The sequence below is a fragment of the Polynucleobacter sp. AP-Kaivos-20-H2 genome (genome assembly GCF_018882215.1).
Lineage (GTDB): Bacteria > Pseudomonadota > Gammaproteobacteria > Burkholderiales > Burkholderiaceae > Polynucleobacter.
The window spans coordinates 792,783-817,350 of the sequence record NZ_JACVOX010000001.1 but is presented as its reverse complement, the minus strand read 5'-3'; the positions used below and the strand labels follow the sequence as shown (position 1 = coordinate 817,350).

Sequence of the window (24,568 nt, the reverse complement as noted above, 5' to 3'; positions counted from 1 at the left end):
ATGGCAGGATCTTGGAGCGGTTTTGAGCGTGACCTTCTTGAGCAGATGCCGCTCATATTGGCTGGACTTTCCAATACTCTCCAATTAGCAGTTGTAATTAGCATTACAGGATTTTTATTAGGTGTTTTTGTCTTCTATCTGACGCTCAGTAAGAATGTCTTGATCCGCAATGCCATTAATGGCTATATTTCCTTTTTTATTGGCATGCCTTTGATCGTGCTTTTGTTCTTAATGTATTACGGACTCCCTCAATGGGGGGTCCGACTCAATCCATTTACAGTGGCGGTCATCGGATTTACCTTAAATGTGGCTGCTTACAATGCTGCATATCTAAAGACGGCATTTAATGGCCTGGATAAGACTCAGTTAGAGGCTGCTAGAGCACAAGGCTTTAAGCCGTCACAGGTATTTCGTTTAATTACTCTGCCGCAAGTATTGCGTACTTCAGTGCCAGCACTAACCAACCAAGTAATAGGCAACCTTAAAGACAGCTCGATTACGTTTTTGATTCAGTACACCGAGTTCTTTGCCCGCATGCAAGAGTTGGCCTCCACTAATTTTCAGTTTTTCAAAGCCTACTTACTCACCGCTTTAGTATATTTACTCTTGGTTTCCGTGATTGTCTTAGTTGCTAGAAGGATTGAGCGGCGGGTGCTAATACCGATTAGCTAAATTCAGCTAAATTTGTTTCACCAGAAATTGGATTTGTATGGAAAGTAATCATAAATTAGAGCGCGGTTTAGGTCAGCGACAAATCGAAATGATCGCTATCGGCGGTTGTATTGGCACCGGCTTATTCATGGGCTCTGGAAAGACCATATCCATTGCTGGCCCCAGCATCATTTTGATTTATGCCGTCATTGGCTGCATCTTATATTTTGTGATGCGGGCTATGGGAGAGTTGCTCCTATCGAATCTCAATTACAAATCCTTTGTTGATTTTTGTGAGGACTTGTTGGGGCCCTCAGCAGGATTTTTTATGGGCTGGACGTATTGGTTTGCATGGATCGTGGCTGCGATTGCTGAGATTATTGCGATTACTGGCTATATTGCTTTCTGGTGGCCTAACTTACCCCCTTGGATATCCGCTCTTTCTATTGTGCTTTTATTGCTCGCATTAAATATTCTTAGCGTTAAAGCATTTGGGGAGCTAGAGTTTTGGTTAGCCATCATCAAAGTGATTGCCATTATTAGTCTGATTGCTCTCGGGATTTACTTATGCATTACTGGCTTTGTTTCTCCGAGTGGGGTTACTGCTCATATTAGCAACCTATGGTCCTACGGGGGACTGTTTCCTAATGGGGTCTCGGGCTTGCTGGGGGGTCTACAGACCGCCATCTTCGCATTTGCTGGGATGGAAATCATTGGCACCATGATGGCAGAAACAAAGGATCCAGAGCGGATGCTGCCTGATGCGATTCATAAAATTCCATTCCGCATCATGATTTTCTATATTGGCACTGTCATGGTTTTAATGATGGTGACTCCTTGGGTGGATATCTCTCCTGACGAAAGTCCTTTTGTTGGCATGTTTTCGCTGGTGGGTATGGTGAGTGCTACATCCTTGATTAACGGCGTGGTGATTAGTTCAGCAACGTCTTCGAGCAATAGCGGCATCTACGCTACATCACGCATGGTGTATGGTCTAGCAAAGAATCATCATGCGCCATCTATCTTTGGAAAGTTGTCTTCCCATAAGATTCCGACTGGCGGCATCTTTTTTGGAACAGGGCTTGTGCTATCGGCATCCCTCATACTGACAACTACACAGTCCATGATGAGTGCATTTGAATTGGTTGGCAGCGTAACAGCCATTCTCTTTATTTATATTTGGTCAATGATTTTGTTGGCCTATCTCGCATATCGCAAGCGTTTACCCCAGGTTCATGATGAGTCGAAGTTTAAGACCCCTCTGGGTAAAACGATGATTTATGTTGCATTTATATTTTTTGCTATTGTCATCTACGCTCTAGGCCTAAATGAGAACACACGCATTGCGCTGTACTTCTTGCCATTATGGTTTGTGGTGCTTGGATTCTTCTACTGGTTTAAGACTCGTAGAAGCCTGAATCAGAAAGCATTGATCGCAGCCTTTAAGAAAAAAGTCATCGAGCAAAATGCTGCTGCAGAAATATATAGAGCTCGATAGGCATATATGCAAACAGTAAATTCTCTCGTTGATGATCTCAAGCTTCTCCCACATCCTGAGGGTGGCTTTTATCGAGAAATGTATCGATCGCAAACTATTGTTAGTGCTGAAGGCGCAGGACAAAAGAGTGCCTACACCAGTATTTACTATCTTTTAGCGGGTGAAGACTTTTCATCATGGCATCGCATTAAATCAGATGAGACTTGGTACTTTCATGGCGGCTGCGATGTCATCATCTACTTTTTTGATGAAAACAAAGAGATTCAAACCATTCAATTGGGGCTGGATTCGAAATGCTTGCAGGCTACTATTCCTGCCAATACTTGGTTTGCTGCTAAACCCATGCATCAAGACTCGTTTTGCTTAGTGAGCTGTGCTGTAGCACCCGGTTTCGAGTTTGCAGATTTTGAAATTGGTCAGCGGGAGATCTTGTTAAGAGAATTTGGCCACTCTGCAGACAACATCAAGGCTATTGAGACCCTTACAAGGGCTTGATCAATATTTTGACTTAGATTTCGAGGTTATCAATCAAACGTGTTTTGCCAAGCTTAGCTGCTGTCAGAATGACGAGTGGCTCACCAGCTTGTAATTGCTCATTGCTTGCAGGGGCTAAATCACTTTGTTGACGAATGGCGATGTAATCCGGTTGCCAGCCACGTTTAGCCAAACTGGCAACTGCAGCTTTTTCAATCTCGGAAATAGAATGGCTGTTGCGATCCTTCAGTTGGATGACGCGTTCCCGAACTTCTTTGAGTGCCTTCATTAATTCTGGCGCTTCAGCACGCTCTTCAATTGACAGGTAGCCGTTGCGAGAGGAGAGGGCAAGCCCATCTTCCGCACGAATGGTTTCACCGGGAATGATGTCGACTGGTAGCGCAAACTGCTTAGCCATCTGACGAATAATCATCAGCTGTTGGTAATCCTTTTTGCCAAACACGGCCACCTTAGGCTGTACGCAAGAGAAAAGCTTCAATACAACGGTACAAACCCCTTTAAAGAATCCAGGGCGGAACTCACCTTCGAGGATGTCGCCTAACTGCTGCGGTGGATCAACTCGATATTCTTGTGGCTGTGGATAAAGATCGCGCTCAGTAGGTGCAAACAGGATGTACACACCTTCTTTTTCCAGCTTATCAATATCCGCCTGCATGGTGCGCGGGTAGCTATCGAAATCTTCGTTAGGACCAAACTGCAGGCGGTTCACAAAGATACTGGCCACAACTGGATCACCATGCTGTCTTGCCAAGCGCATCAGGGATAAGTGACCTTCGTGAAGGTTGCCCATGGTAGGTACAAATGAAGCGCGGTTTTGACCTCTTAAATGGTCACGTAATTCTTGAATGTCGCTAATGATTTTCATGCAACGGGTGTATAGGCGAGGCGCACGTAAATTGGTGCATACGGCTCAGCTTGGGTAATTTCTATTAAAGCTTCGCGTGACAACTCAAGCATCGCAATGAAATTCACGATAACAACCGGTATGCCTTTGCCAGAGTTAATGGCTTCTTCAAATAGCTCACTGAACTCTACAAATTTAGTGCTTTGCAAGCGGCGCAATATGCGAGTCATAAAGTCACGCACTGATAATTCTTCACGGGTAATCGTGTGATGCTGAGTGAGTTTGGCGCGATGTAAAACGTCACGCCAAGCCATTTGTAGGTCTTCTACATTGACATCTGGCCACGCAATGGCGACGGTGGTATCCACGTAGCCATGTGCTACCTGAAAATCACGCCCTTGCTGTGGAATCTGATCGAGCTCTTGAGCTGCTAACTTCATACGCTCGTACTCTAAGAGACGACGTACTAATTCTGCGCGTGGATCTTCTACTTCTTCTTCGCTATCTGCCTTCTTCATTGGCAGTAGCATGCGAGATTTAATTTCAATCAACATAGCAGCCATGAGGAGATACTCGGCAGCCAGTTCAAGGTTGTGATGACGAATTTGATCAACATAGCTCAGGTACTGTTGAGTAACCTGCGCCATTGGAATATCGAGAACATTGAAGTTCTGTTTGCGAATCAGATACAGCAACAGATCTAATGGTCCTTCGAATGCCTCTAGAAAAACTTCTAGAGCATCTGGTGGAATGTAAAGATCAGTAGGGAGCTTAAAAAGTGGTTCGCCATATAGTTTGGCGAAAGCAGACGACATACCATCGGTAACCGATGGAGTGCTATCGAGTAAATCCGATATTGGCTGAGCGCTAGGCTCATTGTCTGACGAACTACCTGAGTTAGTCATTCGAGTACACGTAGGCGCGTTGCTTGAGTTTTGCCTCTTTGGCGCGGCGCTGATCCTCAACGCTCAATGGTTCTTTATCCCACAGGAGGGCGCGACCGGCTTGTTGTTCAGCCTCGAGGTTTGGATGCTCGGTTTTGAGTTCAGTTAAGAACTGGGTGATTTCAGATTGATATCTTGCCATGGCATTTCCTAAAATACTAAATAAATTCAATAACTTATGAAATTAATTCGTAAAGTTATCTAGGGACTACAACCGCCATTATAGGTGCTTTTTAGGGCTATTTTTACAAGTTTGCAGCCAGCAAAGCCTCAATTTGAGGGGCTTCTACTCGGGTCATGAGGTGCTTATAGGGCTTGATAGGGTTCTTGCTGGAGAGCGGAGTATTAATGTCTGACCAGGAAAGGGGTGGCAAGGAGAAGAATTCTTCAACTCCAGCTGCAACTTGAGGAATCACTGGCTTGAGGTACAGACTCATCATCCGGAATGCTTCCAGCGTAATGCTGCAAATCCGCTGCAAATCCGCTTCACGTTCTAGATCTTTAGCGATTTCCCATGGCTTGTTCTCATCTACAAAGCCGTTAACTTTGTCAGCCAACTCCATCACGGTACGCAGTGCTTTTGCATATTCGCGCCCCTCATAGAGTTCAGCTATTTTTTCGCTAGCAGCAGTAATCTCTTTGAGCAATGGATTACTCATTGCTTCATCAGAAACTACACCACCAAATCGCTTTACTAAGAAGCCTGCGCTACGGCTGGCAATATTGATGTACTTACCGAGTAGATCGCTATTCACGCGTGCAACAAAGTCTTGAAGATTTAAATCTAAATCTTCCATGCTGTCATTTAGCTTAGTCGCAAAGTAATAGCGGAACCACTCAGGATTAAAGCCGCACTCAATCACGCTGTTTGCAGAAATTAAAGTGCCGCGTGACTTACTCATCTTCTCGCCATCTACGGTTAAGAAGCCATGAGCAAATACGTTGGTTGGCGTGCGATAGCCGGCAAACTTCAAAGTAGCTGGCCAGAAGAGGGTATGGAAATACAGAATATCTTTGCCGATGAAGTGGTATTGCTCGGTAGTGGTATCTGGCTTTACCCATTCATCAAAATTAAGGCCTTTAGTCTGGCAGTAATTGAGGAAGCTGGCATAGTAGCCGATTGGGGCATCAAGCCACACATAGAAATACTTGCCTGGCGCGTCAGGGATCTCAAACCCGAAATACGGGGCGTCGCGGGAGATATCCCAGTCGCCCAGCTTGCTTTCGCCAGGCTGGCCAACCCATTCCTTCATCTTATTGCGAGCTTCTGGTTGCAACGGTGTTTTAACTTGGGTCCAGTCGCGTAAAAACTCTTCGCAACGTGGATCAGACAACTTAAAGAAGTAGTGATCCGAAATCTTTTTAATGGGTGTTGCACCACTCACTACTGAGAAAGGATTCTTTAAATCAGTAGGTGAATACGTTGCGCCACACTTTTCGCAGTTGTCACCATACTGATCTTTAGCGCCGCACTTAGGGCACTCACCTTTGATGAAGCGATCCGGTAAGAACATTTCTTTAACAGGATCGTAAGCTTGCTCAATCGCACGCTTTTCAATCAAGCCAGCATCACGCAGCTTGAGATAAATACTTTGCGCTAACTTCTCATTCTCGGGACTATCTGTGGTGTAGTAGTTATCAAATGAGATGAGGAAGTTATCAAAGTCGCGCTTATGTTCTTTCCAAACATTAGCAATGAGTTCTTTAGGGGTGATGCCTTCTTTTTCAGCGCGCAACATGATAGGGGTGCCATGTGTGTCATCAGCGCCAACGTAATGCACCTCGTGACCACGCATTCTTTGAAAGCGAGCCCAAATATCGGTCTGTACGTATTCCACCAAATGGCCAATATGAATCTGACCATTGGCATACGGCAGTGCGGAGGTAACAAGAAGGCGGCGTTGAGAACTGCTCATGTAATACGGACTTAAATAAGAAAGTAAGAAGGTTAAATAGGGTGCAGCACTCAATTATGCTGGCTAATGCAGTGATTTTAGTCTGCGGTTAAAGTAAAGCTCCGCGGAGTGTTCCTAAACCCCGATAAAATTGAGTTCAGCCCGACCTTAGAGAGTATTTTATGGCAGCAAAACCAACCATTCAGATGTCTTCTGCCTCAGTGCCCTTGGTGCATGAGGTCGAGGTCATGGATGAGCTGGGCCGCTTAAAAAAGACTCATATTCCTGGGGAGCGCCCTTTAACCATTTATTTGGATAAGCGTGAAGTCGTAACGCTCATGACCTTGGGGAGCGCCCCAGAAGCGCTGGTCTTGGGCTATTTGCGTAATCAGCGCCTTGTAGAGTCGCCTGATGACATTGAAAGCATCCAAGTAGACTGGGAGACCGACTCAGCTGCAGTTAAGACCCGCCGCAGCACAGTCGATATTGATGCCTTAACCAGCAAGCGGGTAGTAACGACTGGTTGCGGTCAGGGAACGATGTTTGGTGGCTTGATTGAGGAGATGGATGCAATTCAGTTGCCCGAGGGGCCGCTACTCTCTCAAGAGGCAATAGTTGCCTTGATTGACTCCATTCGAATCCACGACACCATCTACAAGAAGTCTGGCTCGGTCCATGCCTGTGCGGTCTTTGAGCGAGACGGTCAGGATGGTGTGCGACTGTTGCACTTTATTGAAGATGTTGGCCGCCATAATGCGGTAGATTCCATTTCTGGCTTGATGTGGCTAGTCAATAAGCCGGGCAAGGATTTGATTTTCTTTACTACTGGGCGCCTGACCTCAGAGATGGTGATCAAGGGGGCTCAGATGGGGATTCCTTTTCTTCTGACCCGCTCGGGCGTGACCTTGATGGGTCTAGAATTGGCGCGCAAGACGAATCTGACCATCCTCTCTCGCTGCTCTGGCAAACACTTTGAGATCTATAACGCCCCGGAGAGGGTCGTTTTTAGCCAAAATCCCCAATAAATTCGTCGGCAGGTGAGGGCGAAGGTTTTACAATTCGGTCATGACTATTAAATCAGACCACTGGATCCGCCGCATGGGCGAGCAAGGCATGATCAGCCCATTCGAACCTGGGCAAGTTCGCCAAGACGCCGCCGGTAACAAAATCGTAAGTTATGGCACTTCAAGCTATGGCTATGACATTCGTTGCGCAGACGAATTCAAAATCTTTACGAATATCAATAGCACCATCGTTGATCCGAAGAATTTCGATGAACAATCATTCGTCGACTTCAAGGGTGATGTTTGCATCATTCCACCAAACTCTTTTGCATTGGCAAGAACAGTGGAGTATTTCAAGATTCCACGCAGCGTATTAACCGTCTGCGTAGGTAAGAGTACGTATGCTCGCTGCGGCATTATTGTGAACGTCACGCCATTTGAGCCTGAGTGGGAAGGTTATGTCACTTTAGAGTTTTCAAACACCACACCATTGCCTGCAAAGATTTATGCGGGTGAAGGTTGTGCGCAAGTACTCTTCTTTGAGAGTGATGAAGTGTGTGGAACATCATATAAAGATCGCGGTGGTAAGTATCAGGGTCAGCGGGGCGTTACCCTGCCTAAGACCTAAGCCATTACGGCAGTGCGTAAATTTCTATTTAATCGCCGTCCATCGCGGATTAATCTAGAAGAATATCGCGCCACACTCTCGCGCTCAGAAATGGCGCGCCCAGAGAATAATTTCTACCATTGGCTGCTAGGTACCACCTGGACTAGCTTTATGTTGCTAGTTGTCTTTGTATATCTTGGCACAAACCTTTTATTTGCTTTTGCGTATATCGCATGTGGAGACGGCGCCATAACTAATGCCCGACCAGGCTCATTGTTGGATGTCTTTTTCTTTAGTGTGCAAACGATGGCAACCATTGGTTATGGTCGAATGACGCCTACCGGTAGTTGGCCTAATGCGATTGTGACTTTTGAGGCGTTCTTTGGAATTGTGTACTCCGCATTAACTACGGGTCTGGCCTTTGCGCGTTTTACTAGGCCTACCGCAGGCATACGTTTCTCTAAAGTAGCTGTAGTTGGCAATCATGACGGTATCAAGACATTGAAGTTCCGCGTAGCCAATGATCGCAGCTCCCATATTGTGGAGGCGCAGTTACGGTTATGGCTCATTGCAGAAAGCATGACAAGCGAGGGTGAGCGCTATCGTCGATCCGTTGAGTTGCAGCTTCATCGCTCCGAGAGCCCGGTCTTTTCCTTGACCTGGACGGCGATGCATAGTGTGGATGATTCAAGCCCACTAAAAGATTTTTTGGGTAAAGCCGAACTGAATGGCCATTGGCACCTTTTAATTACCTTTACGGGGTATCACGAGAGCTTGGCCAATCAAGTCTATGCTCGCCATGTTTACTTACCAAGAGATGTGCAGCAAAATGCGACTTTTGTCGATATAGTCACGGTTTCGTCAGATGGCAGTCGGATAATAGATCTAGCCAACTTTGAGAAGTGGGTTCCGAATGTCTCGGATAAATTAGTAGGGGAGTTTTTATGAAATTTCGTTTTCCAATCATCATTATTGATGAAGACTTCCGCTCCGAAAATATTTCGGGTTCGGGAATTCGTGACCTCGCCGAGGCGATCGAGAATGAGGGCATGGAAGTTATTGGTTTAACTAGCTATGGTGACCTGACTTCGTTTGCTCAGCAAGCTTCTCGTGCATCCTCATTCATCGTCTCGATTGATGATGAGGAGTTTGACTCTGACTCAGAAGATAATGATCTTCCAGCCTTAAATAACTTGCGTGCTTTCATCACTGAAGTGCGTAAACGTAACGAAGATATTCCCATCTTCTTGTACGGTGAGACACGCACCTCTCGTCATATGCCCAATGACATCTTGCGCGAGTTGCACGGTTTCATTCATATGAATGAAGACACCCCAGAATTCGTGGCACGTCATATCATTCGAGAAGCCAAGGTGTATTTAGATTCATTAGCGCCCCCATTCTTCCGTGCGTTAACTAACTACGCTTCTGAAGGTTCCTATTCTTGGCATTGCCCAGGCCACTCTGGCGGCGTTGCTTTCTTAAAGAGCCCAGTAGGTAGAATGTTCCACCAATTCTTTGGTGAGAATATGCTCCGTGCTGACGTCTGTAACGCCGTGGAAGAATTGGGTCAGCTTCTGGACCATACAGGCCCAGTGCTGCAGAGCGAGCGTAATGCCGCACGCATCTTCAATGCCGACCATTTGTTCTTCGTTACCAATGGCACATCGACTTCCAACAAGATTGTTTGGCACTCTACGGTTGCGCCTGGTGACGTTGTCTTGGTTGACCGCAATTGCCATAAGTCCGTGATTCATTCGATCACCATGATGGGCGCGATTCCCATCTTCTTGATGCCTACTCGTAATCACTTGGGCATTATTGGCCCAATTCCGAAGGAAGAGTTCGAATGGAAAAACATCCAGAAGAAAATTGATGCCAATCCGTTCATCAAGGATAAGAATGTAGTGCCTCGCGTCATGACGCTGACCCAAAGTACTTATGACGGTATTGTCTACAACGTTGAAATGATTAAAGAGATGCTAGATGGCAAAGTAGATTCATTGCATTTTGATGAAGCTTGGTTGCCACACGCAGCATTCCATCCCTTCTATAAAGACATGCATGCCATTGGTTCAGATCGTAAGCGCACCAAGAAGAGTTTGATGTTTGCAACTCAATCAACTCACAAGTTGCTAGCTGGCTTATCTCAAGCATCACAGGTATTAGTGCAGGATGCTGAAGATACTAAGCTGGATCGTGATTGCTTCAATGAAGCCTATTTGATGCATACCTCTACTAGCCCGCAGTACGCCATCATTGCTTCATGCGACGTTTCTGCGGCCATGATGGAGTCTCCTGGCGGCACAACTTTGGTTGAAGAATCGATTGCTGAAGCAATGGACTTCCGCCGCGCCATGCGTGAGGTGGATGATAAGTTTGGGGCTGACTGGTGGTTCAAGGTCTGGGGCCCAGATCATTTAGCGGAAGAGGGTATTGGCGAGCGCTCAGATTGGATTCTAGAACCCTCTGCTGCTTGGCATGACTTTGGTAAATTGGCTAAAGACTTCAATATGCTCGACCCTATTAAGGCGACAGTAGTTACGCCTGGTTTAGATATTGAGGGCAACTTTGGCTCTATGGGTATTCCGGCGAGCATCGTGACCAAGTATCTTGCTGAGCATGGCGTGATCGTGGAGAAGTGCGGTCTCTACTCATTCTTCATCATGTTCACGATCGGTATTACCAAGGGGCGTTGGAACACGCTCGTAACAGAGTTACAGCAGTTCAAGGATCACTTTGATAAAAATGCACCTTTGTGGAAAGTATTGCCCGAGTTTGTGGCTAAGCACCCACGCTACGAGCGTGTTGGCTTGAAAGATATTTGCCAGCAAATTCATGAGTTCTATAAGGGTCGTGATGTCGCTCGTATGACCACTGAGATGTACACCTCAGATATGGTTCCGGCCATGATGCCTTCAGAAGCTTGGGCTAAGATGGCTCATAAAGAAGTAGATCGTGTACCACTGGATCAATTAGAGGGTCGCGTAACAGCCATGTTAGTTACTCCCTATCCTCCAGGTATTCCATTGCTAATTCCGGGCGAGCGCTTTAACAAACGCATTATTGACTACCTCTACTTTGCTCGAGACTTTAATGAGAGGTTCCCTGGATTTGAGACGGATATCCATGGACTCGTTAAAGCCAGCATCGATGGCAAGAGCGAGTATTACGTTGACTGTGTCAGGCAAGAGCGCGACATAACGCTTTGATCCACCTCACTTTTTGTACCCTAAAGCCCCGCTAAAGCGGGGTTTTTTACTTGCGCTATATTTGGTTAGTCTTTATACTTGTACAATAAATTGAACAAGTCAAAGGCTGCCATGAGAGTTATTAATTTTTCCGATGCTAGAAATCAATTTAAACAAGTCATTGATCAGGTAGTGGCTGATTGTGATGTTGCTGTGATCTCACGCAGAGATGCGGAGGATGCTGTAGTCATGTCTTTGAATACCTATAACAGCATGATGGAAACATTCCATTTATTAAAATCTCCGGCTAACGTAAAGCATTTGGAGAAATCGTTGGCGCAATATCGCAAAGGACAGACCAAAGCAAAGGCTCTGGTGGATGCTCAGTAGGCTGGTGTGGACAAATGCAGCATGGGTTGACTACGTTTATTGGCAGGGGCAGGATAAGAAAACCTTGAAGCGTATTAACTCTTTAATCAAAGAATCCTTGAGAAATCCCAAAGAGGGGATCGGAAAGCCGGAAGAGCTTAGAGAGAGTCTGTCAGGATTTTGGTCCAGAAGAATTGATGATGTTCATCGTCTGGTGTATGCCATCGAAAAAGATCAGCTGGTTATTATTGCCTGCCGTTACCACTACGAGTAATGCATGACTCTTCAATCAATCTGGCCCCTAGGGGCCAGATTGATTGCTGCTGCATGGTTTTTTATTTCAGTAAGACTGATGGTGATGCCGGAATACTTCCTGGAATCTTCTGTAGTGACATAAATTGCGAGAGCAATTTAATGGCTAGGGGTGAGTAGCCGTTATTTTCACTTGGGATGCTGTAGAGATTACCATCCAAGCCTTCGATATTTGAAAAAGGCCTTGGAGTCGATTGATTTTTATTCACTACAAAAAGAGCATATTGATTGAATTTGCTTGTATTGCTATTGAATGTTGTCGCGGTTGGTGGCAAGGTCACCATGTAAGGCTTTTCGGCCAGTTGAGCTTTTACTACTTGCCCTAAATATTCAAAAATATTATTCGTTGAGCGAATACGAATATTGAGCTTAGGCTGCGATTTTTTCTCTACGCTTGGCTTGCCGATCTCTTGTGCAAGGGTTTCTTGACAAAAGATGCTATCACCATACTCTTGACGAACAAAATTTTCATATTTATTTGTATTGATACAAAGTTTATATTTTTTAGATACCTGTATTGGCTGAAATTTGAGTTCGGATGAACTGCCCACTTTTTTCAATACGATCCCCGATTCTTTCATCGCTTCGAAAGCGTTGTCGCCAAAAGTAGACTTCAAATGAGAAACGCTCAGGGGTGGCCCAATTTTTTGCGAGGTATCTATTAAATAAGCTCCAAGACCATATGCAATAAGCTTGTAAAGGTGTTTCTGGAATTCTTCATGGTCAGGTCTCAAGGGATTATTTATCAGCGTGAGTGACTCACCATTGGGCTTAGTGATTTCAATTTCATCAACCACCAAGCTCAAGAGAACCTCTTTTGGAATGTGATTGTGTTCAAAGTACTTCACATTTTCTATCGGAAGCTCATTGAGATAACCCTTCCAAAACACTGCGTTATCGAGAGAGGATTGGGTGAAGTTAAAACTATTGCCAACGGACAGCGAAACTCCGGGTGTAATACTATTTAAGCCACCATTAATTGGAAGGTAGGATGCATTGTATGGAAGGATGCCGCCCGTAAAGAATGCGCTCGCATATGGTGTGGTTGTAATGGATCCCGAGCCATTGATATTTGGCATATCTAAAAAGCTAACGGGACGATTTTCGGAAGAACGTAGGATATTCTGGAAGATCATATTGATCTGGTATTGCTCCAGAATATTGGCGTACTTTGCTGACATCTGGCTAAAGTCAGGTGCTGTAGTTGAACCGCAGCCGCTAAGAGCTGCGGATAGGGTAATAGCAGGAAGTGCTCTGCGCACCAAAAAGAGAAAGTTCATTTTTAAACCCATTAAATTTTCCCTAGCGTAATGGATTTTTATGAAAAAGACCCATTCTTGGCACAAATTTGGGGAAAACCTTTTCCTCCAATCGGAGGAAGCTCTTACTTAATGGGTTTATCCAGCTGAAACGTAACTGGAGCATCCTCGTCTGCTTTATTGGTGGGCGCTTCTGGTTTGCCATCTTCATTACCGGTGAAATTAAAGTCTTGGCTTTGAGCCACGGCAGCAGGCTTATCTAGGAGGGTAGTTACTAAGGCCGGGAATACCATCACCAGCACGACCATCACTAACTGCAGACCTACCCAGGGGAGTGCGCCCCAGTAGATATCACTACTCTTCACCTCTTTGGGCGCAACCCCTCTAAGGTAGAAGAGGGCAAAGCCAAAAGGCGGATGCATAAAAGAGGTTTGCATGTTTACACAGAGCATGACTCCAAACCACACTAGAGCTGCGCTAGCTGCTGCTTGAGGATTGCCATTCATAGAGTCGAGCAATACCGGTGAAAGTAATTTCACTGCTACTGGTGCCAACATCGGCACAACGATGAAGGCGATTTCAAAGAAGTCTAAGAAGAAAGCCAAGAAGAAAACAAACAAATTCACAACGATTAAGAATCCAATCCAACCACCAGGAAGATTAGAGAATAGTTCCTCAACCCAGAAGCCACCATCCACCCCCTGAAAGACGACAGAGAAGCAAGTTGATCCAATGAGGATGAACACCACCATGGCAGTAATGCGCATCGTGTTTTGATAAGCCTCTTTTATAAGTCCTTTGAGATTCAGAATGCTTGCTCTTCGAAGCCACGCTAAGAGTAGGGCTCCCATTGCGCCCATAGCACCCGATTCAGTAGGGGTGGCAATACCAGTCATGATGGTGCCTAGAACCAGGAAAATCAGGACCGCTGATGGGATGATCCCCAGGAGACATTTTTTCCAAAGCGCCCAGCCTTTAAGTGTGAGGGCGCTCTCTGGTACTGGCGGTAGATAGTCGGGGCGAACACGACTCAGGAAGAAGGTATACAGGGCAAAGAGGGCGATCTGCAAAAGCGATGGACCCCATGCGCCGAGATACATACTGCCCACATCTGCACTGCCGCTTTGTGTTTTGAGTTGGTCTGCCAACACAATCAATACCAGCGATGGGGGTACTAACTGCGTAATAGTCCCAGAAGCTGCTAAAACGCCCGTAGCGTAGCGCATGTTGTAGCCGTAACGCATCATCACCGGTAAAGAAATCATCGCCATGGCAATCACCTGAGCAGCTACAGTGCCAGTGATAGCGCCCAAGATAAATCCAACGATGATTACGGAGTAACCAAGGCCGCCACGGACGCGCCCAAACAATTGGCCCATCGAGTCGAGCATTTCTTCTGCAAGACCACAACGCTCTAAGATGGCGCCCATGAAGGTAAAGAAGGGAATGGCTAGCAGTAGATCATTGGCGAGCACGCTACCAAAGATGCGCTGCGGAATGGCTTGCAAAAATGGGATGCCAAAGAAACCCTCGCTAATAGCGATAGCTGAGAAAAATAATCCCGCAGCCATTAAAGAGAATGCAACTGGAAAGCCGATCAACATAAAGACGATCAGTCCACCAAACATTAACGGGGGCATCCACTCCAATGGAATCATTGCATCGGCTTTTCGTAATGAAGGTCTTCAGCGGGGAGGGCTGTTTTACCCTGCAAAGCACCGATACGCTTAATGATTTCTGAAACACCTTGCAGGCTCAGCATAAAAAATCCAAAGGGCACTACAAACTTAATGGGGTAACGCGCTAAGCCACCAGAGTTTGAAGAATGCTCCATCACCAACCATGATGGGTAAAAGAGCGTTTTCCAAGAGAGCCAAGCAAATAAGAGGCAGGCTGGCATTAAAAAGAAAATTAAACCAAAGAGATCAACCCACAAGCGCCCGCGATCAGAAAGCTGTGAGTAAATTAAATCAACGCGAACATGTTCATTACGTTTGAGTGTGTAAGACGTGCCGAGCATAACTGCAGCAGCGAAGAGATACCATTGAAGTTCTAATGGCCAGTTATTGCTGACATCGAATCCATAGCGCAGCAGGGCATTGAGTGCTGACACGATACAAGACAACAAAATCATGATGCTGGCTGCCTTGCCCAGAAGCTGGTTTACGTAGTCAATCCCTGCAGAGAGTTTGGACCAAAACCCCATGCACTTTAGAGGTCTGCGCGACCTCGTTTAATAGCGGCAAGAACCTGGTCTGGGGCGGTACCACCGGCATGTTGGCGTGATTGCACTGAGCCATCAACAGTGAGTAATGCAAACACATCATCGCTAATCAGTTCGGGGCGGTTATCCAAACCGCATGCAAAGCGCAACTCAGAAAGACTGAGATCAGTGAGCATACAGTTTCTACCTACGCAAGCCTTAACAGCGTGGGCGACTGCTTCATGGGCATCGCGGAATGCCAAGCCTTTTTTTACCAAGTAGTCAGCCAAGTCGGTTGCTGTCGCAAAACCTTCTTCAGCTGCCTTCTTCATCACTTCAGCTTTAACTTCAATATGCGGAACCATGTCAGCAAAAATACGCAAGGTATCTTGAACGGTATCTACTGCATCAAAAAGAGGCTCTTTATCTTCTTGATTATCTTTGTTGTAAGCCAATGGCTGACCCTTCATGAGAGTCAACAAAGAAATTAGATCACCATAAACGCGACCAGTTTTGCCGCGGGCCAATTCTGGAACGTCCGGATTTTTCTTTTGCGGCATGATTGAGCTACCAGTGCAGAAGCGGTCTGGCAGATCAATAAAGCCAAAGCGGGGGCTCAGCCATAAGATCAATTCTTCAGACAGGCGCGACACGTGCATCATCAATATGGATGAAAAGGCGCAAAACTCAATCGCAAAATCACGATCCGATACAGCGTCTAATGAGTTATTGCAGATGCCATCAAACCCTAATGCCTTAGCAACTTGCTCGCGATCGATTGGGTAGGTGGTTCCGGCTAATGCTGCAGCGCCTAAAGGTAGGCGATTTAAACGGGCACGTAAATCTACCAAGCGACTAGCATCACGACTAAACATTTCAAAGTAGGCCATCAAGTGGTGACCAAATGTAATCGGTTGCGCAACTTGCAAATGCGTGTGACCAGGCATGATGGTGGCAGCATGCTTTTCAGCCAAATCCAAAAGCGCTACGCGCAAAGATTTGAGGGTGACTGCAATGTCATCAACGCTGCTACGCAACCATAGGCGCAAATCTGTTGCTACTTGGTCATTACGTGAGCGGCCAGTATGTAAACGCTTGCCAGCATCGCCTACCAATGCAGTTAAGCGTGCCTCAATGTTCAGGTGCACATCTTCTAGTGCTAATTGCCAATTAAATTGTCCGGACTCGATTTCACTCTTAATTTGAGTCATACCCTTTTGAATATCGGCCAAATCCTGGCTGCTAATGATCTTTTGGGTAGCTAGCATCTCGGCATGGGCTAGGGAGCCGGCAATATCGACCATGGCAAAGCGTTGATCAAAACCAATAGAGGCGGTATAACGCTGAACGAGTTCGTCGACAGGTTCTGCAAAACGGGCCGACCAAGCTTGGGCTTTGTTGGCTAAGGAATTATTTGATGAGCTCATAAACACAGTATATTGTTGTAGGTCTTTGATTATTTTAAATGTTATGTCCCAAACCTTAAATTCCACTCCTGAATCGGCTTCCCTAGCAGCCCCCAAGCGCCTAGTAATCGCCTCCCGCGAAAGTCGCCTAGCCATGTGGCAGGCAGAGTACCTTAGGGATTGCCTTAAAAAGCTCTATCCAGACTGTGATGTTCAGATCCTGGGGATGACCACCCGGGGGGACCAGATTTTGGATAAAGCCCTCTCTAAAGTGGGTGGCAAAGGCCTTTTTGTCAAAGAGCTCGAAACCGCATTAGAGGATGGCCGCGCTGATCTAGCGGTTCATTCCTTAAAAGATGTCCCCATGGTGATGCCCGAGGGCTTTGACCTTTCTTGCGTTATGGCCAGGGAAGATGCCAGAGATGCCTTTGTTTCTAATGATTACGCCAGCCTAGAAGATCTTCCTCACGGGGCAATTGTGGGTACTTCAAGCTTGCGCCGTGAGTCGGTCCTACGGGCCAAGTTTCCCCATCTCCAAATTGAACCCCTGCGCGGCAACTTAGACACCCGCATGGGCAAATTAGACCGTGGTGAGTATCAGGCTATTATTTTGGCCGCTGCTGGTCTGAAGCGTTTAGGTTTGGAGTCCCGCATTCGTGCATTTTTGCCATACGATCCTTACACACCGGCTGCAGGTCAAGGGGCACTGGGGATTGAGACCTTAAGTGTGCACCCCCATATCAAACAGTGGCTTGCTCCACTCAATGATTTACCAACACTACTAGCGGTATCTGCTGAACGTATGGTCTCTCGTCAGCTAGGGGGTTCTTGTGAAGTACCGCTAGCCGCGCATGCCATATGGGATCAGAACCACCTGCAGATTCGTTCCTTTGTAGCAAGTGTTGATGGCAAGGCTATTTGCTTAGCTAATGGCAGTGCTCAGGTGACATCAGTTGAAGACGCGGAGGCGCTAGGACTTGCGGTAGCTAAGGATTTGCTGTCACAGGGCGCGGCTGATTTGATTCCTAAACTTTCCAAGTAACATATAGAAATAGAGAAAAAGTAGCCATTCAGCATGAGCACTAAAACCATTATTGTCACGAGACCTAGTGGTCAGGCTCGTCAATTGATTGAAGTGCTCACCAAAGCAATCGAGGCGAGCGGCGTCGGAAAGCGCAGTCTTCCAGAAATACTCTCTTTACCTTTGCTAACGATTGTTCCAAAGTCGGATGGGCATTTAGCTGACCACATCGCTACCACCCTGAGTGACGCAGATCTTGCCATCTTTGTAAGTCCTAATGCCATCGAGAGTGTGATGCGTTTATTGGAGCGAGATTGGCAAGATTTTTCTAAGAAGATTATTCCAATTGGTGTGATGGGTGGCAGCAGTCATCTTGCCCTAAAAAATCATGGTGTTGGATCGGAAGACAATCCCACTCCCATCATCATTCCGGGAAATAACGAACACTGGGACTCTGAAGGTTTGTGGAAAGAGCTTCAATCCTTGAAATGGAATTGGCAGGGCAAAAAAGTAGTGATCTTTAAAGGTGAGGGTGGCCGTGATTGGCTGGCTGATACTTTGAAAAAGGCAGGGGCAACTGTGGAAGCTATTTCAACCTACACACGCGTGCCTTTGGATATTGATAATCCTGCTTGGCAACTTGTACGAGAAATGGATTTGAGTAAATCACTTTGGTTGCTCACTTCCTCTGAGGCGGTACGTTACCTCGGCGAAGTCATGAAAGACCAGTCTACGCAAAACCTTAATGTCGCCAGTGCACTATGCCCACACCACAATATTGCGGATGCGGCCGAAATAATTGGGTTTGGTGAAGTCTTTACGAGTGAGCCAGGTGATGAAGCTTTGATCAAGTCAACCTTAGCTTGGCTGACAATCTAAAAGTAAAAGCGAATGACTAACGCTTTGCGGTCTGTAGTAAGGCAGGCAAGAAAATCTCATTAACCAAGATGGGATGACCCTTTAAGCGATAGAGGGTGCGTCTTGCCCATAAGGGTGAACTCAAGTCAGCAAAGTGCTTAGAGTATTTTTTCCACAATTCACTGCTTTTATCTAGACGTGCAATATCGCGCGGCGGCTTTGCCTTGGAGCGTTTTCGAGTTTTACTAAACAAGACTGCGCCCAAAGGCTTAGTACCTAAGCGCAAGACTTGATGATTGCTGCCACTAGAACTGAGTGTTGGAATGACGCTGTGTGCCATCACTAAAGGAATGCCATTTGAGCAGAGCAATACTTCACGTACTCTGCAGCGTCTGAGCTTGAAATGAAAATAGCGACTTTCGTCGCTATTAAGTGATTGAGGACAGTCGCGCAAAACCTGAACTTCTAGCTTTTGCCCAATTGCATTCTCAATTTTTTGGGTGAGAGACCCGGTATCGCTTAGCCAAGGTTGCCACTCGCGTGGCGCCCGATGGATTTCACCGGAACCGACTCGATTCCATGCAGAACGGAGACGATTACGGTGAATCATTTTTAGCTACCGCTAAAGCTGCGACGTTGACCGCCGGCCTTTGGTTTAGCAAAACGTGGTCCGCCTGCTGGACGTGAGTCACCAGAGCGTGCCGGACGTGAGTCAGCAGAACGCGCAGGACGTAAGTCAGCAGAGCGCGCTGGACGTGAATCGCCTGAACGACCACCACCAGCATTACCACCACCGAAGCCGCCGCCAGAGCGAGACTCTGAGCGAGCGCCCGAGCCATAACGACCACCGCCGCCACCGCCAGAGCGATTGCCACCGCCGAAGCCACCGCCAGAGCGACCGCCACCAGAGCGATTGCCGCCACCGCCACCACCAAAGCTTGGCTTGGCTTGCGGCTCAAGACCAGCAATGACTGAAGCAACAATATCTTGCTGTGTGAAGCGTTCGATATTGCGGATCTTCGCGCGATCACGATGTTCAACCAAAGTGATAGCAACACCATTACGACCTGCACGACCTGTACGACCGATGCGGTGCGTATAGTCTTCTGGTTTCATTGGCAAGCCAAAGTTAATCACGTGACTAATACGTGGCACATCGATACCACGAGCCGCTACGTCAGTTGCAACCAAAATCTTGGTGTGACCTTTACGTAAGGACTCGAGACGGCGCATACGCACAGCTTGAGGCATTGCACCATGTAGGGCAGTTGCTTCATAGCCATTGGCACGCAATGTGTCAGCAATTTTTTCGCTCTCAACTTGAGTGCTTGCAAACACAACTGCTTGATCTAAAGAGGCGTCCGCCAAAATATGCTCAAGAAGCTTGTGCTTGTGTGACATGCTGTCAGCCCAATGTAACTTCTGTTCGATGTTGGCGTGCTTCTCACCTGCGTGAGCAAGTTCAATACGCTTGGCATCTGTAGTCAATTCGTTTGCTAAAGACATAATCTTTGGCGCGAAAGTTGCAGAGAACATCAAAGTTTGGTTACGGCCTGCGCAACGCTTATCAATTGCCTCGAGATCGTCAGCAAATCCCATGTCGAGCATGCGGTCTGCTTCATCGATAACGAGTTGTTTAACATCATCTAAGCGAATTGCTTTGCTATCGCACAAGTCGAGTAAACGACCTGGAGTTGCAACAACTAACAACGCACCTTTCAATGCCTGGATCTGCTTGCCGTAAGGCATGCCGCCCATCACAGTTGCGATACGAATACCTTTCATGCCGCGAACTAAGTTCACTGCATCAGCAGAAACCTGCTGAGCCAATTCACGAGTAGGGCAGAGCACTAACACTTTAGGTTGTGCGCGACCTGGTACAGGTGAGTTGTTCGGGTTGTCTTCGATGAGTTGATTAATCAAAGGTAATAAAAAGGCTGCGGTTTTACCGCTACCGGTTTGGCTGCTGACCAATAAGTCGCCACCAGCTAAAGCCGCAGGAATAACCTGAGCTTGCACGGAAGTGGCTTGGGTATAACCCAGTTCAGCAACGTTTTTAAGGAGTGATGCCGCTAGGGCAAAATTCTGGAACTCAGTTCCAGTGCTCTTTGAGTCTTTCGACTCGTGATTAGTTTCTTTAGAAAAAGTCATGCTATTACATATCCCCTTTAAGGGATGTCTCCGTATGTTGCACCCATTGTTTTTTATAGGGTGCGATGGTCAAAGGCATCGACCATCAGACAAGCGGCAGCGCGTTTTGTGACTTCTGTGTTTATGACTTCTAAACGGTACGCTGAAATAGAGCTGGGGGGCGATGAATAAAATTGCTTTAAAAAGCCTCCTATTATGGCATTTTCAGCACTCTATTACAAGGGTTTTCCCGACTTAATTCAGAAATAGACGCTTAAATCTTCATCTTCTCAGCTTAGTCATACAAGCATTGCATGTTTGACTCTTTATTTGAGATAACGCAAAAGCCACTCAGTCATTTTTCCATATGGAGGGCGCGCTGTTTTGGTTCCCTTGAAAAGATTTAAGCCAAAGAAGCCGCGCACTTCCAGAATCGACTTTTGATGACTGAAGGTATTAAAGCCTGCTTTGCCGTGATAGCTTCCCATGCCACTTGCACCCACTCCACCAAAAGGAAGATCTTCAATGGTGATATGTAGAAGCGTGTCATTTATGGTGACGCCACCAGAACACGTTTCATTTAAAACCCGCTTCATATTCTTTTTGTCTTTGCCAAACCAATATAGAGCCAAGGGATTGGGTTTGTTGTTGACATAAGCAATTGCTGCCGAGGTATCTGCAACAGTCACGATCGGCAGAATGGGTCCAAAGATTTCTTCATGAAGAATGCGGGCTTCCGGCGGAACATTGATCAATGCAATGGGCTCGAATGGTCTTGCGCCAGCACCAGGGTTATTGAGCAAAGGAATCACTTTTGCACCACGGTCTTGAGCATCGCTGACTAGATGTTGCCAGTATTCTAGCTGTCGCTCATCAATCGGGCCTGTCAGCTCTTCTGGGTTGCTAAATTGTGTTTGAGCTGCAGTTTGTAATTCTTGAATAAATTCTTCTTGAATGCCTTGTTCTAGCAAAACATAGTCAGGGGCAATACAGGTTTGACCACCGTTCAGTAATTTGCCGTAAGCAATGGATGCAGCAGCATCTTTGAGATTGGCGCTCTTATCAATAATGACGGGTGTTGTACCGCCAAGCTCCAGAGTGACTGGTGTCAGATTTTCTGCGGCAGCACGCATCACTTTTTTACCAATGGCTCCTGAGCCAGTGAAGAAAAGATGGTTAAAAGGTAGTGCTGAAAACTGCTCGGCTACTTCTGGGCCGCCAGTAGTGACACAGAACTCGCTAGGGTGGAAATACTCTTGAATTAAGCTGGCAATAAATCCAGAGGTGCGTGAGCTTCGTTCAGAAGGCTTTAGCCAAACGCGATTACCAGCAGCAAGAGCTGCGATTGCTGGAATGAGTGCTAATTGAACCGGATAGTTCCATGGACTCAGAATGCCAACTACGCCTAGTGACTGACTTTGAACCCAAGCCTGCGAGGCGCCCATGTGTGTTGGAACTTCTCTTTGCTCAGGCTTCATCCATTCTTTGAGATGCTTGCGGGTGTACTTGCAGGCCTGATAAATCATCTGGCATTCAGCTAGTCTCGTTTCTACTGGGTGGCGCACCCCGAAGTCAGCCTCAAGGGCTTTGCAGATCTTCTCTTCATTTGCTTCAATCATTTTTTCAATGCGAGCAATTCGATCCAGTCTCACTTCGAGAGTGGCGTTTGGTTCTGCAGCGTAGGCTGCTTTCATTTCATCGAGCTGGATAGTGAGGCGATTCATAGTCTATTAATAGTTGGCAGGTATTGGAATAAGGCATTAGGATAAAGCCATGGAAACAAATTTAGATAAAAAAGAACCACTTTTAGAGCGTGCCACCTTGGGTGGGGGCTGTTTTTGGTGTTTGGAGGCGGTTTACCAGCAAATTTCTGGAGTGCGATCAGTGGTTTCTGGCTACGCCGGTGGCGCTAGACCTAATCCGACGTATGAGGCTGTTTGCACGGGTGTATCTGGCCATGCTGAAATTGTCGACATCTTGTTTGATTCGCAAATTGTTTCATTTAGGGATTTATTAGAAATCCTTTTCGTGATTCATGATCCGACTACCTTGAACTATCAAGGCAATGATCATGGCACGCAATATCGCTCGGTGATTTTTACGCATAGTGAAGAGCAGTCCAAGATTGCTCACGAGGTTGTGCAAGAACTTGAGGAATCAAAAATCTATGCCAACCCAGTGGTGACGAAGATCGATGCTGCGCCAACCATTTATCCCGCAGAAGACTATCACCAGAATTACTTTCAGCAGCATCCTAATCAAGGATATTGCATGGCGGTAGTCGCACCTAAGCTGGCTAAATTTAGAGCGAAATTTAAATCGCTCATAGCGCCACAATATTCCTAAGGATTAACAGTCTCTAGGGTGCTAGGCGATTCACTCGCCAGTTGGCACCTTCTAGTTTGTAGTGCATGCGGTCATGCAATCTAGAAGGGCGACCTTGCCAGAATTCAATTTCAGTGGGGCGCAAGCGGTAACCACCCCAATGCTCTGGGCGTGGAGGTGTATCACCAAACTCTGTCTTAAAACGTTTTTCCGCTTCTTCTAAGAATTCACGGTTTGGGATGGCAGTGCTCTGAGGCGAGGCCCAGGCACCAATTCTGGAGGCGGCTGGGCGAGAATGGAAGTACTCATCGCTTTCAGCTGCGCTAACTCGTTCAACAACACCCTGAATGCGTACCTGGCGCTCTAATTCATGCCAATGGAAGAGGAGGGCTGCTTGAGGACGGATAGCTAAGTCTTTGCCTTTTTGACTCTCGTAGTTAGTAAAAAAAGTGAAGCCATTCTGGTCTGCGCCTTTTAGTAAGACAATACGGGCTGATGGATTGCCAGCTTGGTTAGCTGTTGCCAAGGTCATGGAGTTGGGTTCAGGACATTCTGCTTTCACCGCTTGATCAAACCAAAGCTTGAAAAGCTGGAGTGGGTCTTGGGGAACCTCGGTCTCTGAGAGCTGACCAAAGGTATAGTTTTTACGAAGTTGTGCAATGGAGTCCATTTATTCAGTATAAAGAGAAGCTATGGCAGAAGACAAGGCAGAAGGTAGCTTAGAAAATCGTCGTTTTGGTGGGGTCTCACGACTCTATGGGCCAGAACTGCGCGAGCGCTTTCTGAATGCAACGGTAGTGGTGGCTGGTCTGGGGGGTGTTGGGTCCTGGGCGGCAGAGGCCTTAGCTCGCACGGGTATTGGGCACCTTGTCATTATTGATTTTGATCATATCTCCGAAAGCAATACCAATCGACAGCTGCACGCCATAGAAGGGCAGTTCGGCAAAGCAAAAGTTGAGGCGATGAAGGAGCGCATTCTGCAAATTAATCCAGAGATCAATTTGACTGCTTGTGATGAATTCTTAGAGCCGGAAAACTTAGATCGACTTATTCCAGCAAATGCATTGGTATTAGACGCGACCGATTCAGTACAAACCAAAATTGCCTTATCAGTGTGGGCCGTGAAAAATAATCGTGCATTAGTCATGTGTGGCGCCGCTGGTGGTAAGTCAGATCCCACATCAGTGCGCTGCGAAGATCTTTCTCGTACCGAACAAGATGCTTTATTGGCTAAGGTTCGCCAAGGACTCAGACAAGATCATGGGTTCTCCAGAAATCTGAAGAAAAAAATTGGCATTCGTGCAATCTACTCGCACGAACCACGAACGGGAGCTTCCAGCGGAGGTCTGGCCTGTTCAGGCTATGGCTCCACCGTGATGGTAACAGCTGCTTGTGGGCTTGCAGCTGCCGCAGAAATTCTGAATCTCATCTCTGCACAGTAAGTTTTTCTCAAAAATTACTGTAAATCCTTAAGGGGATTCCCTGTAGGAAATTACTGATTCTTTTGCAATCAGAAATAATTTATTTCAATCCCTGCGTTGATTTCAAAGACATTT

General features: G+C 46.6%; 25 protein-coding genes. 13 read left to right on the top strand and 12 right to left on the bottom strand.

Annotated features, from left to right (window positions below):
* Genes ICE89_RS04125 through ICE89_RS04115 form a run of 3 tightly spaced genes read left to right on the top strand, consistent with a single transcriptional unit; the run spans position 1 to position 2,644 of the window.
* Positions 1-672 carry an amino acid ABC transporter permease gene (locus ICE89_RS04125; protein WP_216264944.1) on the top strand — a complete coding sequence of 224 codons (672 nt, stop codon included), beginning with the start codon at positions 1-3 and terminating at the stop codon, positions 670-672.
* 37 nt (positions 673-709) lie between these two features.
* Positions 710-2,149: an amino acid permease gene (locus ICE89_RS04120; RefSeq protein WP_216264943.1), complete on the top strand. Its 1,440-nt coding sequence runs from the start codon at positions 710-712 to the stop codon at positions 2,147-2,149.
* Between the two features lie 6 nt (positions 2,150-2,155).
* A complete protein-coding gene (locus ICE89_RS04115) occupies positions 2,156-2,644 on the top strand; it encodes a cupin domain-containing protein (RefSeq protein ID WP_216264942.1) in 489 nt (162 codons plus the stop codon).
* A gap of 13 nt (positions 2,645-2,657) precedes the next feature.
* Here ICE89_RS04115 and panC read toward each other — a convergent pair whose 3' ends face one another.
* The 4 genes from panC to metG form a co-directional block, all read right to left on the bottom strand.
* Positions 2,658-3,509: a pantoate--beta-alanine ligase gene (gene panC, locus ICE89_RS04110; protein WP_216264941.1), complete on the bottom strand. Its 852-nt coding sequence runs from the start codon at positions 3,507-3,509 to the stop codon at positions 2,658-2,660.
* On the bottom strand, positions 3,506-4,393 hold the full coding sequence (locus ICE89_RS04105; protein WP_216262310.1) for a ScpA family protein: 888 nt from the start codon (positions 4,391-4,393) through the stop codon (positions 3,506-3,508). The genes panC and ICE89_RS04105 overlap by 4 nt, the downstream gene beginning before the upstream one ends.
* Entirely contained in the window at positions 4,386-4,574 is a 189-nt protein-coding gene (locus ICE89_RS04100; RefSeq protein ID WP_215357447.1) for a DUF3460 family protein, read from the bottom strand. The genes ICE89_RS04105 and ICE89_RS04100 overlap by 8 nt, the downstream gene beginning before the upstream one ends.
* Positions 4,575-4,677: 103 nt before the next feature.
* Entirely contained in the window at positions 4,678-6,348 is a 1,671-nt protein-coding gene (gene metG / locus ICE89_RS04095; protein WP_216264940.1) for a methionine--tRNA ligase, read from the bottom strand.
* Positions 6,349-6,509: 161 nt separating this feature from the next.
* Here metG and ICE89_RS04090 point away from each other — a divergent pair, with 161 nt between their 5' ends.
* The 6 genes from ICE89_RS04090 (at position 6,510) to ICE89_RS04065 (ending at position 11,772) form a co-directional block, all read left to right on the top strand.
* Positions 6,510-7,352 carry a formate dehydrogenase accessory sulfurtransferase FdhD gene (locus tag ICE89_RS04090; protein ID WP_216264939.1) on the top strand — a complete coding sequence of 281 codons (843 nt, stop codon included), beginning with the start codon at positions 6,510-6,512 and terminating at the stop codon, positions 7,350-7,352.
* A gap of 40 nt (positions 7,353-7,392) precedes the next feature.
* Complete coding sequence (dcd, locus tag ICE89_RS04085) at positions 7,393-7,959, top strand: dCTP deaminase (RefSeq protein WP_071464932.1); 567 nt, start codon at positions 7,393-7,395, stop codon at positions 7,957-7,959.
* A 12-nt stretch (positions 7,960-7,971) separates the two neighbouring features.
* Positions 7,972-8,886, top strand: coding sequence for an ion channel (locus ICE89_RS04080; RefSeq protein WP_216264938.1), 915 nt, complete (start codon positions 7,972-7,974; stop codon positions 8,884-8,886).
* A complete protein-coding gene (locus ICE89_RS04075; protein ID WP_216262302.1) occupies positions 8,883-11,150 on the top strand; it encodes an arginine/lysine/ornithine decarboxylase in 2,268 nt (755 codons plus the stop codon). Before ICE89_RS04080 ends, ICE89_RS04075 begins: the two co-directional genes overlap by 4 nt.
* A gap of 111 nt (positions 11,151-11,261) precedes the next feature.
* Positions 11,262-11,519 (top strand): type II toxin-antitoxin system Phd/YefM family antitoxin, encoded by a 258-nt coding sequence (locus ICE89_RS04070; protein ID WP_216262299.1) that lies wholly within the window; start codon positions 11,262-11,264, stop codon positions 11,517-11,519.
* On the top strand, positions 11,509-11,772 hold the full coding sequence (locus ICE89_RS04065; RefSeq protein WP_216262297.1) for a Txe/YoeB family addiction module toxin: 264 nt from the start codon (positions 11,509-11,511) through the stop codon (positions 11,770-11,772). The genes ICE89_RS04070 and ICE89_RS04065 overlap by 11 nt, the downstream gene beginning before the upstream one ends.
* 61 nt (positions 11,773-11,833) lie before the next feature.
* Here ICE89_RS04065 and ICE89_RS04060 read toward each other — a convergent pair whose 3' ends face one another.
* The 4 genes from ICE89_RS04060 to argH all read right to left on the bottom strand — a co-directional run bounded on the left by ICE89_RS04060 (position 11,834) and on the right by argH (position 16,699).
* Positions 11,834-13,090, bottom strand: coding sequence for a hypothetical protein (locus tag ICE89_RS04060; RefSeq protein WP_216264937.1), 1,257 nt, complete (start codon positions 13,088-13,090; stop codon positions 11,834-11,836).
* Between the two features lie 104 nt (positions 13,091-13,194).
* Complete coding sequence (locus tag ICE89_RS04055; protein ID WP_216262293.1) at positions 13,195-14,727, bottom strand: TRAP transporter large permease subunit; 1,533 nt, start codon at positions 14,725-14,727, stop codon at positions 13,195-13,197.
* A complete protein-coding gene (locus ICE89_RS04050) occupies positions 14,724-15,275 on the bottom strand; it encodes a TRAP transporter small permease subunit (protein ID WP_216262291.1) in 552 nt (183 codons plus the stop codon). The genes ICE89_RS04055 and ICE89_RS04050 overlap by 4 nt, the downstream gene beginning before the upstream one ends.
* Positions 15,276-15,280: 5 nt before the next feature.
* Positions 15,281-16,699, bottom strand: a complete 1,419-nt coding sequence (argH, locus tag ICE89_RS04045) for an argininosuccinate lyase (protein ID WP_216264936.1) — start codon at positions 16,697-16,699, stop codon at positions 15,281-15,283.
* Positions 16,700-16,742: 43 nt separating this feature from the next.
* Between argH and hemC the strand changes: the two genes are divergently transcribed.
* Positions 16,743-17,720 carry a hydroxymethylbilane synthase gene (hemC, locus tag ICE89_RS04040; RefSeq protein ID WP_216264935.1) on the top strand — a complete coding sequence of 326 codons (978 nt, stop codon included), beginning with the start codon at positions 16,743-16,745 and terminating at the stop codon, positions 17,718-17,720.
* A 33-nt stretch (positions 17,721-17,753) separates the two neighbouring features.
* Positions 17,754-18,578, top strand: coding sequence for a uroporphyrinogen-III synthase (locus tag ICE89_RS04035; RefSeq protein ID WP_216264934.1), 825 nt, complete (start codon positions 17,754-17,756; stop codon positions 18,576-18,578).
* Between the two features lie 16 nt (positions 18,579-18,594).
* Here the strand turns inward: ICE89_RS04035 and ICE89_RS04030 are convergent, their stop codons facing one another.
* The 3 genes from ICE89_RS04030 to ICE89_RS04020 all read right to left on the bottom strand — a co-directional run bounded on the left by ICE89_RS04030 (position 18,595) and on the right by ICE89_RS04020 (position 22,411).
* Positions 18,595-19,167: a chorismate lyase gene (locus ICE89_RS04030; RefSeq protein ID WP_216264933.1), complete on the bottom strand. Its 573-nt coding sequence runs from the start codon at positions 19,165-19,167 to the stop codon at positions 18,595-18,597.
* 2 nt (positions 19,168-19,169) lie between these two features.
* A complete protein-coding gene (locus tag ICE89_RS04025; RefSeq protein WP_216264932.1) occupies positions 19,170-20,708 on the bottom strand; it encodes a DEAD/DEAH box helicase in 1,539 nt (512 codons plus the stop codon).
* 305 nt (positions 20,709-21,013) lie between these two features.
* Positions 21,014-22,411: a coniferyl aldehyde dehydrogenase gene (locus ICE89_RS04020; protein ID WP_216262284.1), complete on the bottom strand. Its 1,398-nt coding sequence runs from the start codon at positions 22,409-22,411 to the stop codon at positions 21,014-21,016.
* A gap of 49 nt (positions 22,412-22,460) precedes the next feature.
* On the opposite strand from ICE89_RS04020, the gene msrA reads away from it, so the two are divergent.
* Complete coding sequence (msrA, locus tag ICE89_RS04015; RefSeq protein WP_216262283.1) at positions 22,461-23,033, top strand: peptide-methionine (S)-S-oxide reductase MsrA; 573 nt, start codon at positions 22,461-22,463, stop codon at positions 23,031-23,033.
* Between the two features lie 13 nt (positions 23,034-23,046).
* On the opposite strand, the gene pdxH is transcribed toward msrA, so the two are convergent.
* Positions 23,047-23,682: a pyridoxamine 5'-phosphate oxidase gene (pdxH, locus tag ICE89_RS04010; protein WP_216264931.1), complete on the bottom strand. Its 636-nt coding sequence runs from the start codon at positions 23,680-23,682 to the stop codon at positions 23,047-23,049.
* Positions 23,683-23,704: 22 nt separating this feature from the next.
* Between pdxH and ICE89_RS04005 the strand changes: the two genes are divergently transcribed.
* Positions 23,705-24,454, top strand: coding sequence for a ThiF family adenylyltransferase (locus tag ICE89_RS04005; RefSeq protein ID WP_216264930.1), 750 nt, complete (start codon positions 23,705-23,707; stop codon positions 24,452-24,454).
* Positions 24,455-24,568: the final 114 nt, after the last annotated feature.

Bases quoted from the DNA above. Each gene is read 5' to 3' on its own strand.
- argH (WP_216264936.1), bottom strand. From the start codon at position 16,699: ATGAGCTCATCAAATAATTCCTTAGCCAACAAAGCCCAAGCTTGGTCG.
- ICE89_RS04020 (WP_216262284.1), bottom strand. From the start codon at position 22,411: ATGAATCGCCTCACTATCCAGCTCGATGAAATGAAAGCAGCCTACGCT.
- ICE89_RS04075 (WP_216262302.1), top strand. From the start codon at position 8,883: ATGAAATTTCGTTTTCCAATCATCATTATTGATGAAGACTTCCGCTCC.
- ICE89_RS04025 (WP_216264932.1), bottom strand. From the start codon at position 20,708: ATGACTTTTTCTAAAGAAACTAATCACGAGTCGAAAGACTCAAAGAGC.
- dcd (WP_071464932.1), top strand. From the start codon at position 7,393: ATGACTATTAAATCAGACCACTGGATCCGCCGCATGGGCGAGCAAGGC.
- ICE89_RS04125 (WP_216264944.1), top strand. From the start codon at position 1: ATGGCAGGATCTTGGAGCGGTTTTGAGCGTGACCTTCTTGAGCAGATG.
- pdxH (WP_216264931.1), bottom strand. From the start codon at position 23,682: ATGGACTCCATTGCACAACTTCGTAAAAACTATACCTTTGGTCAGCTC.
- panC (WP_216264941.1), bottom strand. From the start codon at position 3,509: ATGAAAATCATTAGCGACATTCAAGAATTACGTGACCATTTAAGAGGT.
- ICE89_RS04060 (WP_216264937.1), bottom strand. From the start codon at position 13,090: ATGAACTTTCTCTTTTTGGTGCGCAGAGCACTTCCTGCTATTACCCTA.
- ICE89_RS04055 (WP_216262293.1), bottom strand. From the start codon at position 14,727: ATGATTCCATTGGAGTGGATGCCCCCGTTAATGTTTGGTGGACTGATC.
- ICE89_RS04105 (WP_216262310.1), bottom strand. From the start codon at position 4,393: ATGACTAACTCAGGTAGTTCGTCAGACAATGAGCCTAGCGCTCAGCCA.
- ICE89_RS04050 (WP_216262291.1), bottom strand. From the start codon at position 15,275: ATGGGGTTTTGGTCCAAACTCTCTGCAGGGATTGACTACGTAAACCAG.
- ICE89_RS04090 (WP_216264939.1), top strand. From the start codon at position 6,510: ATGGCAGCAAAACCAACCATTCAGATGTCTTCTGCCTCAGTGCCCTTG.
- ICE89_RS04030 (WP_216264933.1), bottom strand. From the start codon at position 19,167: ATGATTCACCGTAATCGTCTCCGTTCTGCATGGAATCGAGTCGGTTCC.
- ICE89_RS04070 (WP_216262299.1), top strand. From the start codon at position 11,262: ATGAGAGTTATTAATTTTTCCGATGCTAGAAATCAATTTAAACAAGTC.
- ICE89_RS04100 (WP_215357447.1), bottom strand. From the start codon at position 4,574: ATGGCAAGATATCAATCTGAAATCACCCAGTTCTTAACTGAACTCAAA.
- hemC (WP_216264935.1), top strand. From the start codon at position 16,743: ATGTCCCAAACCTTAAATTCCACTCCTGAATCGGCTTCCCTAGCAGCC.
- ICE89_RS04065 (WP_216262297.1), top strand. From the start codon at position 11,509: ATGCTCAGTAGGCTGGTGTGGACAAATGCAGCATGGGTTGACTACGTT.
- metG (WP_216264940.1), bottom strand. From the start codon at position 6,348: ATGAGCAGTTCTCAACGCCGCCTTCTTGTTACCTCCGCACTGCCGTAT.
- ICE89_RS04115 (WP_216264942.1), top strand. From the start codon at position 2,156: ATGCAAACAGTAAATTCTCTCGTTGATGATCTCAAGCTTCTCCCACAT.
- ICE89_RS04005 (WP_216264930.1), top strand. From the start codon at position 23,705: ATGGCAGAAGACAAGGCAGAAGGTAGCTTAGAAAATCGTCGTTTTGGT.
- ICE89_RS04120 (WP_216264943.1), top strand. From the start codon at position 710: ATGGAAAGTAATCATAAATTAGAGCGCGGTTTAGGTCAGCGACAAATC.
- msrA (WP_216262283.1), top strand. From the start codon at position 22,461: ATGGAAACAAATTTAGATAAAAAAGAACCACTTTTAGAGCGTGCCACC.
- ICE89_RS04035 (WP_216264934.1), top strand. From the start codon at position 17,754: ATGAGCACTAAAACCATTATTGTCACGAGACCTAGTGGTCAGGCTCGT.